The following is a 14,362-nucleotide window of genomic DNA, read 5'->3' as shown; positions in this document are numbered from 1 at the left end:
TTAATAATATTTGGAGCTCATAACCGGATTTGAACCGGTGACCTCTTCCTTACCAAGGAAGTGCTCTACCGACTGAGCTATATGAGCAAGGAATTTGGAGCGGGTGATGGGAATCGAACCCACATAATCAGCTTGGAAGGCTGGAGTTCTACCACTGAACTACACCCGCAAAAGAATCTTTGACAAGAAGTAATGGTGGAGGGGGGGAGGATTCGAACCTCCGAAGGCTGAGCCGTCAGATTTACAGTCTGATCCCTTTGGCCGCTCGGGAACCCCTCCAGTACTTAAGTCACTTATTATGACGACTTATTAATATGTTGTCAATATTTTTTTAATTTGTATGTAAGTTTTTTATGGCCGTCTCTATATCACCTGAAACTAATAAGGCTAAAATAGTTTTTATACGGGCAAAAGCGTCATCAATAAACCCCATATCCATTTTTGAAGGGTTAGATAAAACATAGTCAGCAACGTTTTTTTCACTGTTGGGGCGACCAATTCCAACTCGTAAACGGTAAAAATCTTTAGAACTCAAATGCGAAATAATATCACGTAAGCCATTATGGCCTGCATGGCCGCCGCTTTTTTTTAATTTAACGGTGCCTGCAACAAAATCCAGTTCATCATGAACCACTAAAATTTCATTAACATCTAATTTATAGTAGCGTGCAATCTTACCCACCGACTGACCACTATGATTCATAAAGGTATCAGGTTTAAGTACCGTGATTTTGTGTGAACCGATATGGCAGTTTGCAACCCAGCCTTGAAATTTTAATTCTTTTGTCCATGAGCTTCCAGAATCAGCAATCAACTGCTCTAAAAACAAAAACCCAACATTATGTCGGGTTTTTTTATAGTGTTGACCAGGATTTCCTAAACCAACAATTAATTTAATCATTCAAAGGTTACTTATTCAGGAGCGACAACAACGTCTTCAGTTTCTTCATCGTCTTCATCTGCTGCAGAAACACGCGAAGCAATAATAGAGGCGACTGCAAGGTCATGCTCTTCACCTTGTGATAACTCAAGAATTGAAACACCTTCAGGTAATGAAATTTCTGATAAATGGACCGATTCACCCAAATCAAGATGGGCTAAATCAATTTCCAAATACTCAGGAATGACTGAGGGTAAACAAGTAACTTCGACTTCAACCCGTGCGTGGGTTGCAACGCCGCCTTTTTTGACACCGACTGAGGTTGATTCATTGATAAAATGAAGCGGAACATGTATTTTTAATAATTCATTTTCATTGATTCGCAAAAAATCCATGTGTAAAATTTGGGGTCTTGCGGGATGACGCTGAATTTCTTTTAAAATAGCCTTTTCAGGTTTTCCATCGACATGTATATCCAATACATGAGAATAAACTGCTTCATTTTCAAGATGTTTATTCACTTCATTGTGATTTAAAACTAGCATTGCAGGATCTGTATCGCCACCGTAGATGACCGCAGGGACATTACCTTGACGACGTACTGCACGCGCAGAACTTGTTCCTGATTTTTCACGGCTAGTTGCCATAAATTCAAATACGTTAGACATTTTTTTCTCCAAAGCGTGTGTGCCTTAAAACACTTAAATAATAATTAATCAACATAAAGCGAGCTTACTGACTCACTTGCCGCTATTCGACGTATTGTTTCTGCTAGCATATCGGCAACACTTAATTGCCTGATATTTTCTAAAGCTAACAGCTCTTTGCTTAGAGGAATTGTATCGGTAACGATTAATTCATCCAGCTCTGAATTTCTTAAATTTTCGACTGCTTGCCCTGATAAGACAGCATGAGTGCAATAGGCGACAACTTTAATGGCCCCATTTTTTTTTAATGCACTCGCCGCGTGGCATAAGGTTCCTGCGGTATCAACTAAATCATCAATCATCACGCAAGTACGGCCTTCAACATCACCAATAATATGCATAATTTCTGATACATTGGCTTTTGGTCGCCGCTTATCAATAATAGCTAAATCGGCATCATCTAATCGTTTTGCTAATGATCGGGCGCGAACAACCCCGCCTACATCAGGTGATACAACAATTTGGTTTTGATATTTTTGCCGCCAAATATCACCCAATAAGATGGGAGATGCATAAACATTATCGACGGGGATATTAAAAAAACCTTGAATTTGGTCAGCATGTAAATCAACTGTTAATACACGGTCAGCTCCTGCTGCCCCAATTAAATTAGCAACTAACTTTGCGGTAATGGGAACGCGAGCAGATCGTGTGCGTCTGTCTTGGCGTGCATAACCAAAATAGGGCATAACGGCTGTAATTCGTGAGGAAGAGGCGCGTTTTAACGCATCTATCATCACTAGTAATTCCATTAAATTTTCATTTGTCGGGGAGCATGTAGGCTGAATAATAAAAACATCCTTGCCTCTAACATTCTCCTCTATCTCAATTGCAAGTTCACCATCGCTAAACTTCCCAACACTCGCCATTCCTAGGCGTAGGTTTAACTTTTTGACTATGCCTTTAGATAATGCTTTATGTGCATTGCCTGAAAACACCATCAAAGAGGCGTCACTCATCTGAACACTCCTAAAAGGTTTATAGTATAAAGAGTGGCTGGGCCGCCAGGATTCGAACCTGGGTATGCGGAGATCAAAACCCCGTGCCTTACCGCTTGGCGACGGCCCAATAATCGAGAGTCAACGTCAAAACAATGCTAGCTTTTTGTTCAACAACGATTCATTCATCCCCTTGGATAAATAAACCTGCCATTTAGGTTTCAAGGCTTGATACGCATTGCGCGCTGATTCGTATGAATCAAACTGTGCAAACACACAAGCACCTGTTCCTGTAAGTCTTGCTTCTGAATATTCAGACAAGACACTTAAGGCTTGTTCTATCGGTTGATTTAACTTGCGAACAACAGAAAGACAATCGTTTTGTTGTTGTCCTGCAAGAAAGTCGGCTATTGTGATGACTTTGCTATCACGTGTCAAGTTTTCATCTGAAAATATTTCACCTGTGTTGACATGGCAGTCAGGCTTTATGATGACAACCCATTGTTCTGGAATGATTAATTGAGTTAATTCTTCCCCTACACCTTCTGCCCATGCGGAGTATCCATATATAAAAACAGGGACATCGGCACCCAGCTGTAACCCCAGCTTCATGAGCGTTGTTATTGAAAAATTTAATCCCCAAAGCTTATTAAGCACTAAAAGCGTTGTTGCGGCATCGGAGCTGCCTCCGCCTAATCCTCCGCCCATCGGTAGGTTTTTTTCAATGTCAATACCAATGCCGTGTTGATAACCTGAGACTTCTTTTAAAAGCTTTGCCGCACGAATGGTTAAATCGGTTGCCTCGGGAACGCCTTCAAGGGGCGATTTTAAGTAAATTTTATCTTCATCAAGGGGATGAAAGGTTAGCCAGTCACACAAATCCAGTAATTGAAATACGGTTTGTAACGAATGATACCCATCGTCTCTACGCCCTGTAATACGAAGCATTAAATTTATTTTTGCAGGGGCGGGCCATTTTTCGAGCCATGCCGAGTGTATGATTTCTGTCTTTGACATTATAACGTCCACTGATCAATGACTAATTTTAAGCGAGTTTTACCGCGCATTGCTTTTAATTTACGGGGCATCCATTTTTTATTAATTTGTTGCATTTCTCTGTATTGAATAATCCACTTTTCTTGTTCAAAACCATCCGCTAATTGAACAAAAGGTTTATCAGGATGGGTTAATCCTAAGACCCAGTAACGTAAAGACTTGACAGGAATAACCATCCCTAACTGTTGCTCAATAAAATGCGTAATATCCTCTGATTGGGTCACCTTTCCGTCTCCACGGTCTAAGGTCATTAAATTTTCGGTTAAGGTTATTTTTATCGCACTTTGACCTAAAGGACCTGATAACGTTAACGTCTCCTTTTTTTCCAGATGATGCCATTCAAGGGTGGCAGTCCAAGATTCTTTTTTATCAACGATAACTAATCGTCCTGTAAAGCGCCATTTTTTTAAGTCATAAAAATTTTTTCGCTCACTAAGATGATACTTATCTTCAACAGGCTTTACGACCATTTCGGTACACCCACTGATTAAAACAAACAGCGTCATCCATAAAAATGGTTTAAAAGTCGCTATCCTCACTTTATGTCCTTATCTAAAATACGGCTTTTGAATTCTAATAAATGTGGATCTTCAGGCGTTTTTTTCATTTCATCCGCAATCAATTTACGGGCTTTATCTTTTTGATTTAGCTGCCATAGAACTTCGGCTATATGGGCTATAATTTCATGTTCCCCCGTTAATTTCTCACGGGCTTGCTGTAAATATTTTAAAGCGGCTTGAAAGTCTCCTTGTTTGAATTTCAACCAGCCATAACTATCAATGATAACCGCTTCTTCAGGGTTTAAACTGAGTGCTTTTGATAAATAACGTTCAGCCTCCTCATAACGTGTGGTTTTATTGACCAAGGTATAACCTAATGCATTTAAAGCCGCCGCATCGTTGGGATTTTGTTGTAAAATTTTATTTAAATCAGCCTCTAAGGTAATAAGATCATCAAGTTTTTCTGCAATTAAGGAGCGTGCATATAACACTTCACGTTCTGCAGGTGATTCTTTAAGTGCTTTCGTTAATATAGTAAAGGCTTCTTGATAATTTTTTTGGCTATTTTGAAGTTCGGCTTCCAGAATAAAAATACGCATTTTTTTATCAGGATGCTCTTTATGCAGCGTGTTTAAATAAAGCGTTGCTTGATCAAATTTTTCCTGTTTGAACAAGACTGAAATTATCGCTATTGTTGCATCAAGCTTTAGTTTTTCATACTTGATTTTTTTAAAGGCAGCTAAGGCTTCAGAATATTTTTGCTCGCTAAATGCTTTTTTCCCTGAATACATCCATAATCCAGCCTCTAACTCAATCGCTTTTTCCCACTTAGGTTGTAATAATAAGGCGCGGGCTACTTTTTGCTTGGCTTTATCAAAATTTTGTTGCTGTATGGCTAAGATTGTTTGCGATAAAAAAATGGCGGCTTGCTTAGGATGTTGCGTTTCTAAAGCATTGAGTAACTGCTCAGAAAAATCAATATTTTCTTTGGTCTTAAGAGATTTTTGAATATCTAATAACAACCCATTAAAATCAGCAGGGTATTTTTCTAAGATAAAATTCAAATGTTCAATAGCGGCGGCTTGATTCTTCTGATTTAACGCAACGGTTAAAGCAACACGCCGTGCCGTTATATTTTCACTGTCTTTTGCCAGCCACAGATCGACGGCCTCCTCAGTTTTGTCTAAATTTTCTAAAAACAGCGCAATTTGTGCGGTTTTTTCTAAAATTTTGACATCATCTACTTGCTTTGCAACTCTCATATAAGCTTCTAGTGCAATCGCATATTGTTCCCGTTGTAAGGCAGTCTCTGCCGTTAAGATTAAATATAAAACCTCTGGGTCTATAGCCGTTTGCAGATCATCCACTGTTTCTTTAGATTCGAGTACTTTATCTTGTAGTTTAGTCTGCGTGGCCTTAGGTTTCGTCACGACAGTTTGCTCTTTTGGAGAGCTATGACACGCAGTTACAAAGATCAATGATATTGTCGCGATTAATTTTAAAAAGAACACAAATACGCCCTTAAATTTCGATTGAAAGTACGCTATAGAGTAGCAGAAAAAAAACTTAAACTAGATAGTTGATTTATTCTTCTTTGATAAAGTTCAGATATTCCTTAAAATAGACTTCCCTTGACGATAGCTTACGCCTCTTTATATGACCCTGATTGCTATAGGAATTAATTATAATACCGCCCCTGTTTCTATTCGTGAACGTTTAGCTTTCCCTGCTGAAATTTTAAATCAGGCATTGCAACAGTTGTTACAAACGAAAACGATTACTGAGGCGGCCATTTTATCAACCTGTAATCGAACGGAATTTTATTTTGACTCGGATGTTAATGATGAAACGGTTCTCATTAATTGGATTGCCCATAGTCGGCAAATAGATCCTGAAGACTTTACGCCCTATCTTTATAGTTACCAAGGGAATCAACTTATTCGCCATATTTTTCGAGTCGCATGTGGCTTAGATTCGATGGTGTTAGGTGAACCTCAAATTTTAGGGCAAATGAAAACGGCCTACCATACGGCGCATGAAGCAGGTACACTAGGTAAACATTTAGGCAAGTTATTTCAACATACCTTTTCTGCGGCAAAAAAAGTACGGACCGATACTGAAATAGGCTCAAGTCCTGTTTCGGTCGCATTTGCGGCGGTGCAACTGGCTCAACAAATTTTTGATAAACTCAGCGAACAAACCGCGCTTTTAATTGGGGCGGGTGAAACGATTGAATTAACCGCACGACATTTACACCAGCAAGGTATTGGTCGGATTATTATTGCTAATCGAACTTATGATAAAGCCCATAGTTTAGCCGCACAATTTAATGGGTATGCCATCGCGCTCTCCGAATTACCTGAACATTTAGTTGAAGCGGATATTGTGGTGTCATCAACGGCGAGTCAACTCCCCATACTCGGTAAAGGTTTATTAGAAAGTGCGATAAAAAAACGTAAACATAAACCTATTTTTATGGTTGATCTGGCGGTTCCACGCGATATTGAAGCCGAAGTTTCCCAACTGAACGATGTTTATTTATATACCGTTGATGATTTACAACATACCATTGATGAGAATATGAATTCACGTCGGCAAGCAGCAGAACAAGCCGAAGAAATTATTGATACTCAGGTCGAGTATTTTTTGGGTTGGTTACGTTCACAAGGGGCGCAAACGACGATTAAAGATTACCGTTCACAAGCGGATCTTATTCGTGAAGAAATGTTACAAAAGTCTTTATCGCAGTTGAATAAAGGACTGGCTCCCGAAGAGGTCTTAAAACGTCTCGCACACGGGTTAACCAACAAATTAATTCATACGCCCAGCATTCAAATTCGGGAGGCGGGTATTAATGAGCGTCCTGATTTAATTGCTGCGGCGAGAGAAATTTTTAAATTACAAACTTAATCATGAAAGTATCAATTCAACACAAATTAGACCATCTAAGTGAACGCTTTGGCGAAATTGCCGCACTGTTATCCCAACCTGAAGTACAAAGCAATCAAAATAAATTTCGCGCGTTGGGTCAAGAATATGCCCAATTAGAACCGATTGTAACGTGTTATCAACAGTATCAAGAGAATCAAGAAACCATTGAAGGGGCGCAAGAAATGGCGCAAGATAATGACCCTGAAATGCGTGAAATGGCAAAAGAAGAATTAAAAGACGCGGAAACTGAAAAAGAACGGCTGCAACAACAATTACAAATTTTATTATTACCTAAAGACCCGAATGATAATCGCAATATTTATTTAGAAATTCGAGCAGGTACGGGCGGCGATGAAGCCGCTATTTTTTCAGGTGATTTAAGTAAAATGTATCAACGCTATGTTGAAAAACAAGGCTGGAAAACAGAGCTTATTGCTGAAAACCGAGGCGATCATGGCGGGTTTAAAGAAATTGTCTTACGCATTTCAGGACAAAATGTTTATTCACAATTTAAATTTGAATCAGGAACCCATCGCGTTCAACGTGTCCCAGAAACTGAATCGCAAGGTCGTGTTCATACGTCTGCTTGTACGGTCGCTGTGATGCCTGAAGCAGAATCTATTGATGCCATTGAAATTAATTCAGGGGATTTGCGGGTTGATACTTTTAGAGCGTCGGGTTCTGGGGGGCAGCATGTCAATAAAACAGATTCGGCGATTCGGTTAACGCATTTACCTACAGGGGTGGTGGTTGAGTGTCAAGATGAACGCTCGCAACATAAAAACCGTGCGCGAGCGATGGCGTTATTGCAATCTCGATTACTTGCGGCTGAACAAGAAAAGCAGGATACAGAACAATCTGAAAAGCGTAAATTACAAGTCGGTTCAGGGGATCGTTCTGAAAAAATTCGTACCTATAACTACCCTCAAGGGCGGCTTTCGGATCATCGTATTAATTTAACCTTGTATAAATTAGACGATATTATGCAAGGCGCGTTAGACCAAGTTATTGGCCCTTTAATTCATGAGCATCAAGCCGAACTATTAACCCAATTAGGTGAGAGTTAATGCCCTGTATTGATGGCGCATTAACCACAGCGACATTAAAACTTAAAGCAACGTCGGACTCGGCGGTATTGGATGCCGAGGTTTTATTAGCCTTTGTTCTTAAAAAAGAGCGGTGTTATTTACGTGCATGGTCAGAAAAAAAATTAAATGACGCTCAAATTTTTGATTTTGAACAGATGTTAAATCAACGTATTAAAGGCATTCCTATTGCCTATTTAATCGGCGAGCGGGAATTTTGGTCACGGGAATTTAAAGTCACGCCTGATGTATTAATTCCCCGCCCTGATACTGAGCTTCTCATTGAACTGAGTTTAGCGTTGATTCCTGAGGATCGACCCTATCAGCTCTTAGATTTAGGCACAGGTTCAGGTGTTATTGCCATTACCTTGGCGGCAGAACGTCCTAATATTACGGTTATAGCAACGGACATTAGTTTGGCCTCATTGAAAATAGCGAAAGAAAATGCCCAGCGTTATCATTTAAGTAATCTCTATTTTCAACAAAGCCGATGGTTTGATACGATAAAACCGAACTTATTTGATTTAATTGTCAGTAATCCGCCATATATTGCTGAAAATGATCCTCATCTACAGCAAGGTGATTTACGCTTTGAACCCCAACATGCGTTAATTGCAAAAAATAATGGCTTGGATGATCTTTCAATCATTGCCGCATCGGCTTTAACATATTTAAAGGCGAACGGAACCTTGATGTGTGAACATGGTAGCCAACAACAAAAGGCTGTTCAGGGTATTTTCCAACAATTTTTTTACGAATCCATTCAAACACATACCGATTTATCGCACTTACCTAGGGTCACGTCAGGACAAAAAAAATGCGGTTAAGGTAAGCATTGTATTCTATGATATTGATTCCGTATTACTTAAATTATTATTAATTTAGCCCTTGAATCCAACGCACTCGTTAGTTTGGTTTAAGTTAATTATTAACGATTAAAAGGATAAAGTAATGATAGAAATTAGGCCAGAGACAGAGAATAATCTATTAGTCATTCAGATGACTGAAAAAGTAACGACGCAAGATTATAAAGAAATTTTAATTCCACGGTTTGAACAACACCTACAAACACATAAAAAAATCAGCACGGTCGTTTATTTACCTTCCGATTTTCAGGGTTGGGAATTAGGCGCAATGTGGTTGGATGCTAAGTTTGGTTTTCAACATAAAAATGAGTTTGATAAAATTGCGATTGTAGGTAATCAACGATGGATTAGAGGGCTTGTTAAAATGGCCGCCTGCTTAATTTCAGGGGTCGTTAAGCTGTATGGTGAGACGGAACTTAAGACCGCCATTGAATGGGCTAAAGACTAACTTAACTGGCATTCTTCATTTAGTTCAAAAGTAGTTTACACATTATTCTTAAAAAATAATGCGGAGTAAAGCCGCGTTAACTATTTTCGTAACTCGCCAACAGCTAACGCGACTGGGTTCCGATTTAAAGGCTACGAACCTATGACGAGACACTATGGAGCGAGGCTTAACCTTAAGTTGGTAGCCGATTTAAACTGTAAACCAAAAAATGAAGGGCGTCACTTAATCATAGAAAAAACAGCTTTTTAAAAACTAAATTTATTTTAGACCTAATTTTTAGGGGAATGTGAAAAAATAAATAGAGCGGCTAAATAATAAAAATAGTCTATGACGTGCATTAAATTTTACTTTTAAGGGAGTATCGTATGAAACGACGGGATTTTATCAAAACAGCGAGTCTTGGTGGGTTAGCAACAAGCGCAAACTTACTTGTACCATCCATTGCTGAGGCTAAAGCGGAATTTAAATGGAAAATGGTCACGGCTTGGCCTAAAAACTTTCCAGGTTTAGGAACCAATGCTAATTTATTAGCCAAAATGATTACGGAAATGAGTAATGGACGCATTTCTATCAAAGTTTATGGGGCAAACGAACTGGTTCCCGCCTTTGAAGTCTTTGATGCGGTTTCGAGTGGAACGGCTGAAATGGGTCATGCGGGGGCTTATTATTGGAAAGGTAAATCAGAAGCGGTTCAGTTTTTCTCAGGGATGCCTTTTGGTTTAAATGCCCAAGAAATGAATGCTTGGCTGTATTATGGCGGCGGTATGGAATTATGGCGCGAAGCTTATAAACCTTTTGGTATTATTCCAGCGGCAACAGGTAATACAGGCGCTCAAATGGCGGGCTGGTTTAACCGTGAAATTAAGACAATGGAGGATTTAAAAGGTCTAAAAATGCGAATGCCTAGCTTGGGGGGTGAAGTCTTACGCCGTGCAGGTGGAACGACCGTTAATATTCCAGGTGGGGAATTATTTACCGCGTTACAATCAGGGACATTAGATGCGGCCGAATGGGTGGGGCCTTATAATGATTTAGCCTTTGGTTTTCATAAGGCGGCAAAATATTATTATTATCCTGGTTGGCACGAACCCAGTTCAACGATTGAAGCGATGATGAATGAAAAAGCCTTTCTAACGCTGCCTAAAGATTTACAACAAATAGTGTTAGTGGCGTGTAAAGCCGCTAATATAGATATGCTTTCAGAATACACCGCACGTAATTATCAAGCCTTAGATACGTTAATTAATAAACATAAAATCAAGGTTTTGCCATTACCGAAGGCGGTTTTGAAAAATTTAAAAGCGTTGTCTGAAGAGGTGGTTTTAGAATTGGCCGCAAAAGACCCGTTATCGAAAAAAATCTATACCTCAGTGAGTCAGTTTCAAACTCAGGTTTCTAAATGGAGTAAAATTTCTGAGCAGGCTTCTTTTCAATCACGCGACTTATAACGGATTGTTTTAATCTTTACTCCTAAATCCATATTTTACGCCTTATTTACAAAAAATCATGTCCTCCTTTCAATATCTAGTGGGTATAGACCTCGGCACAACACATACTGTCGTTGCCTATACTCAAGCGACTAAATCGTCTAAAGACATTCATATCTTTGAAATTGAACAACTTGTTGCTTTAGGGCAAGTTGATGCTAAGAAACTTCTGCCTTCCGTTCGTTATCATCCTGCAAAAGGGGAGTTATCCGCCAGTGATATTAGTTTTTCACCCGCAGGTGAAGAGGCGATTATTGGTGAGGCGGCTCGTTTATTGGGTGCAAAAACACAAGGTCGCTTTGTCACCAGTGCAAAAAGTTGGTTATCACACCCTTCTGTGGATCATACCGCCGAAATTTTACCGTGGGGAAGTGATGAAGAAACCCCTAAAGTCTCGCCTTTAAACGCGAGTGCGAGTTATTTGGCTCATATTCGAAGTGTTTGGCGGCATAAATTTCCCCACGCGCCTTTAGAAGACCAATCTATTGTAATTACCGTTCCTGCGTCTTTTGATGAAATCGCTCGTTCGTTGACGGTGGAAGCGGCTCACAGTGCAGGTTTACATAACATTCGCCTTTTAGAAGAACCTCAAGCGGTTTGCTACGATTGGTTACGTCGCCATAGCTCGGATCTTCAACAGGCATTAAAAAAAGTCCATTTATTATTAGTTTGTGATGTCGGCGGGGGAACAACGGATTTAACGTTAATTAAAGTAGAGAAGGGTGAAAATGAACCTAAATTAACCCGTATTGGAGTGGGCGATCACTTAATGCTCGGAGGCGATAATATTGATTTAGCCTTAGCTCATTTGGCCGAAAGTCGTTTAGTCGCCACGGATAAAAAGCTTTCAGCCGCCGATTTATCTCAACTATTAGAGCAATGTCGTTTAGCGAAAGAAAAATTATTAGCCGATGATGCCCCTGAATCATTTAGTGTTACGTTATTAGGCGGCGGGTCCCGTTTAATCGGAGGATCACGGTCTGCAAAATTAGAACGTGAAGAAGTTAAAGCGATTGCCTTAGATGGATTTTTCCCTCTGTCGGCGTTAAAGGATTTGCCCGATAGAAAGCGCAGTGGTGTTGTTGAATTTGGACTGCCTTATGCCGCAGAACCTGCGGTCAGTAAACATATTGCTGCCTTTTTAAAGCTTCATTGTCAAGCGGCTAAGGAGGCGTTAGCGACAGAAGATTATGTACCTGATGCCTTGCTGCTTAATGGCGGTGTTTTTCGTAGTCAACCGATTACCCAGCGTGTTGTTGAATTATTAACGTCATGGAAAGATAAAAAACCGATACTCTTAGAAAATAAACACCCTGAATTATCCGTTGCTTTTGGCGCAGTCAGTTACGCCATTGCACGCCGTGATAAAAAAATTAAAATTGGGGGCGGGGCCGCTCGAAGTTATTTTTTACGGGTGGATACCGAGACAGGGGATAAACAACAAGGTATTTGTATCTTACCTCGCGGTAGTGAAGAGGGGGATGAAATTAAGCTTGAACATAGAGAGTTTGCATTACGCTTAGGTCAACCCGTCCAGTTTCACCTTGCCTCAACAACAGGGGATAAAGCCTATAAAGCAGGGGATGTCACGGATATTGATAACGATTATTTTCATTCATTACCCCCCTTAGCAGTCGCTTTTGATGATCTTAGTCATTCTAATGTTGAAATGAATGTCGAGCTGGTTGCCACTCAAACGGAAGTAGGTACCCTAAAAATTCAATGTATTTCCACCGCAGATAACAGTCAATGCTGGGATGTTGAATTTCAAATTCGTAAAAAATCTAAAAAATCCTCTCAGACTGAATTACCGGCTCATTACTTTGAAGCTGAAGAAAAAATTCGGGCTGTTTTTGGAACGCGTTCGAAACAAATTAATCCGAAGGCGGTTAAAAGTTTACGCGTCGAGTTAGAAAAACAACTTAATTTGTCGCGTAATGAATGGAATACTCCCTTACTTCGTGCTTTTTTTAGTTGTCTCTTAGAGGGCGTTAAATACCGTCGGCGTTCAGAAAATCATGAACGAGTGTGGTTAAGTTTAATCGGCTTTTGTTTACGTCCTGGTTTTGGTGTGCCGCTGGATGATTGGCGTGTGGAACAAGTTTGGAAGATCTATCCCCAAGGCCTTCAATTTGTTAATGAATCTCAAAATTGGAGTGAATGGTGGACCTTATGGCGACGTATTTCAGGTGGGTTATCAGAAGAAGCCCAAGCGACTATTTTTAATGATTTGAGTCGGTTTTTAAATCCTGCCTCCGCTCGACAGGGAGGGATTGAAAAACAACTGAAAAAACGTAGTTATGAAGATATGGTGAGACTTGCGGCGGTCTTAGAACGCTTACCCGTGGATAAAAAAACGCAAGCAGGTGAATGGTTTTTAAAGCGATTACAAAAAGGCAGTGAACCCCGACAAACATGGTGGGCTTTGGGTCGTATGGGGTCGCGTATTCCTTTTCATGGGAGTAGCCATAATGTTATTTCCTCGGCAACAGCCGCCGCATGGTTAATTCAACTGATGCAACAAGATTGGAAAAAAAATCCACAAGCAAGTTTTGCCGCCACTTTAATCAGTCGAAAAAGTGGTGATCGGGTCAGAGATATTGATGATGATTTACGCGCTAAAGTGATTGCTCAACTGAAATCAAGTAAAGCCCCTGTTTCATGGGTTTCAATGGTTGAGGAGTTTAAACAGTTGGATGAAAAAGAAGAGAAACAAATTTTTGGTGAAGCGTTGCCACCTGGGTTAAAGTTATTATAACGGCTTTGTGTTTTTAGTTGGGTTTAACGTAATTAAAAAGTAGGGGGCATGGCACTTTGTTTATGCCCCCTATTTTTTAATTTACGCAGGAATACTCATGCCTTTTTGAACCGCAGCCCGTTGGCTCACCAGCGTATGCCAGCGTTTCAGGTTAGGGTAGCTTTCAAGCAACGTTAAGTCGTTAATTGTTGGAAAAATAGCGATGTCGGCGATACTGTAATCAGCCCCTGCAATAAATTCATTATCAGCTAATTGAACATCAAAGTTTTTATACAATTCAAAAATACGTTGATTTAAAAATTGTGCCGCGGCTGGTTGAACAGGATCACAACGCTTGCTTAAGAAAAAGCTATCAAACATCGTGGGTGAAATATCAGTCGCATGAAAAAATAACCATTCCATTACTTTTGCTCTAGCCGCTGTTTCTTGCGGTAAAAATTTCCCACTTTTTTCAGCTAAATAAAGTAAAATTGCCGCAGATTGAGTCACAATTAAGCCTTCGCCTTCCTCATTATCCACAATAGCAGGAATCCGGCCTGAAGGGTTAATTTCTAAATAACTCGCTTTTTTCTGTTCGCCTTGGGCTAAGTCAATTTTATGGACTTGATACTCAAGCCCTGTTTCTTCCAACATGATGGCGGCGCGTTTACCATTCCACGTTGCGGAAGTATAGAAATCAATCATTATTTTCTCCGAAGAGTAAGAG

Annotated in this window: 13 protein-coding genes and 4 tRNA genes; 6 read left to right on the top strand and 11 right to left on the bottom strand. The window is 40.0% G+C overall.

From position 1 onward, the window contains the following. Nucleotides 1-11: 11 nt before the first annotated feature. The 10 genes from Q9M50_14825 to Q9M50_14780 all read right to left on the bottom strand — a co-directional run bounded on the left by Q9M50_14825 (nucleotide 12) and on the right by Q9M50_14780 (nucleotide 5,511). A tRNA-Thr gene (locus Q9M50_14825) sits at nucleotides 12-87 on the bottom strand. 8 nt (nucleotides 88-95) lie between these two features. Next, nucleotides 96-169: transfer RNA gene (locus tag Q9M50_14820), tRNA-Gly, on the bottom strand. Between the two features lie 24 nt (nucleotides 170-193). Continuing rightward, nucleotides 194-279: transfer RNA gene (locus Q9M50_14815), tRNA-Tyr, on the bottom strand. Nucleotides 280-331: 52 nt separating this feature from the next. Beyond that, on the bottom strand, nucleotides 332-901 hold the full coding sequence (gene pth / locus Q9M50_14810; GenBank protein MDQ7091883.1) for an aminoacyl-tRNA hydrolase: 570 nt from the start codon (nucleotides 899-901) through the stop codon (nucleotides 332-334). Between the two features lie 11 nt (nucleotides 902-912). Then, nucleotides 913-1,548 carry a 50S ribosomal protein L25/general stress protein Ctc gene (locus Q9M50_14805; protein MDQ7091882.1) on the bottom strand — a complete coding sequence of 212 codons (636 nt, stop codon included), beginning with the start codon at nucleotides 1,546-1,548 and terminating at the stop codon, nucleotides 913-915. Between the two features lie 44 nt (nucleotides 1,549-1,592). Then, entirely contained in the window at nucleotides 1,593-2,546 is a 954-nt protein-coding gene (locus Q9M50_14800) for a ribose-phosphate diphosphokinase (protein ID MDQ7091881.1), read from the bottom strand. Nucleotides 2,547-2,580: 34 nt separating this feature from the next. Then, nucleotides 2,581-2,655 (bottom strand) — tRNA-Gln (locus Q9M50_14795). Nucleotides 2,656-2,672: 17 nt separating this feature from the next. Next, complete coding sequence (ispE, locus tag Q9M50_14790) at nucleotides 2,673-3,542, bottom strand: 4-(cytidine 5'-diphospho)-2-C-methyl-D-erythritol kinase (protein ID MDQ7091880.1); 870 nt, start codon at nucleotides 3,540-3,542, stop codon at nucleotides 2,673-2,675. Next, nucleotides 3,542-4,120 carry a lipoprotein insertase outer membrane protein LolB gene (gene lolB / locus Q9M50_14785; protein ID MDQ7091879.1) on the bottom strand — a complete coding sequence of 193 codons (579 nt, stop codon included), beginning with the start codon at nucleotides 4,118-4,120 and terminating at the stop codon, nucleotides 3,542-3,544. Before lolB ends, ispE begins: the two co-directional genes overlap by 1 nt. Continuing rightward, nucleotides 4,117-5,511, bottom strand: a complete 1,395-nt coding sequence (locus Q9M50_14780) for a tetratricopeptide repeat protein (protein ID MDQ7091878.1) — start codon at nucleotides 5,509-5,511, stop codon at nucleotides 4,117-4,119. Before Q9M50_14780 ends, lolB begins: the two co-directional genes overlap by 4 nt. A gap of 226 nt (nucleotides 5,512-5,737) precedes the next feature. On the opposite strand from Q9M50_14780, the gene hemA reads away from it, so the two are divergent. The 6 genes from hemA to Q9M50_14750 all read left to right on the top strand — a co-directional run bounded on the left by hemA (nucleotide 5,738) and on the right by Q9M50_14750 (nucleotide 13,656). Then, nucleotides 5,738-6,991, top strand: coding sequence for a glutamyl-tRNA reductase (gene hemA, locus Q9M50_14775; GenBank protein MDQ7091877.1), 1,254 nt, complete (start codon nucleotides 5,738-5,740; stop codon nucleotides 6,989-6,991). Between the two features lie 2 nt (nucleotides 6,992-6,993). Next, nucleotides 6,994-8,079, top strand: a complete 1,086-nt coding sequence (gene prfA, locus Q9M50_14770; GenBank protein ID MDQ7091876.1) for a peptide chain release factor 1 — start codon at nucleotides 6,994-6,996, stop codon at nucleotides 8,077-8,079. Next, nucleotides 8,079-8,924, top strand: a complete 846-nt coding sequence (gene prmC / locus Q9M50_14765) for a peptide chain release factor N(5)-glutamine methyltransferase (GenBank protein MDQ7091875.1) — start codon at nucleotides 8,079-8,081, stop codon at nucleotides 8,922-8,924. The genes prfA and prmC overlap by 1 nt, the downstream gene beginning before the upstream one ends. A 124-nt stretch (nucleotides 8,925-9,048) precedes the next feature. After that, nucleotides 9,049-9,411, top strand: a complete 363-nt coding sequence (locus Q9M50_14760; protein MDQ7091874.1) for an STAS/SEC14 domain-containing protein — start codon at nucleotides 9,049-9,051, stop codon at nucleotides 9,409-9,411. Between the two features lie 365 nt (nucleotides 9,412-9,776). Then, on the top strand, nucleotides 9,777-10,859 hold the full coding sequence (locus tag Q9M50_14755; GenBank protein ID MDQ7091873.1) for a TRAP transporter substrate-binding protein: 1,083 nt from the start codon (nucleotides 9,777-9,779) through the stop codon (nucleotides 10,857-10,859). 58 nt (nucleotides 10,860-10,917) lie between these two features. Further along, nucleotides 10,918-13,656 carry an Hsp70 family protein gene (locus Q9M50_14750; GenBank protein MDQ7091872.1) on the top strand — a complete coding sequence of 913 codons (2,739 nt, stop codon included), beginning with the start codon at nucleotides 10,918-10,920 and terminating at the stop codon, nucleotides 13,654-13,656. An 81-nt stretch (nucleotides 13,657-13,737) separates the two neighbouring features. Here Q9M50_14750 and Q9M50_14745 read toward each other — a convergent pair whose 3' ends face one another. Then, nucleotides 13,738-14,340 (bottom strand): glutathione S-transferase N-terminal domain-containing protein, encoded by a 603-nt coding sequence (locus tag Q9M50_14745; protein MDQ7091871.1) that lies wholly within the window; start codon nucleotides 14,338-14,340, stop codon nucleotides 13,738-13,740. Nucleotides 14,341-14,362 lie beyond the last annotated feature (22 nt).

It is taken from the genome of Methylococcales bacterium, from assembly GCA_030949405.1.
Taxonomy (GTDB): Bacteria; Pseudomonadota; Gammaproteobacteria; order Methylococcales; family Methylomonadaceae; genus WTBX01.
The sequence above is the reverse complement of the archived record's forward strand: the minus strand, read 5'-3'. Positions and strand labels throughout refer to the sequence as shown.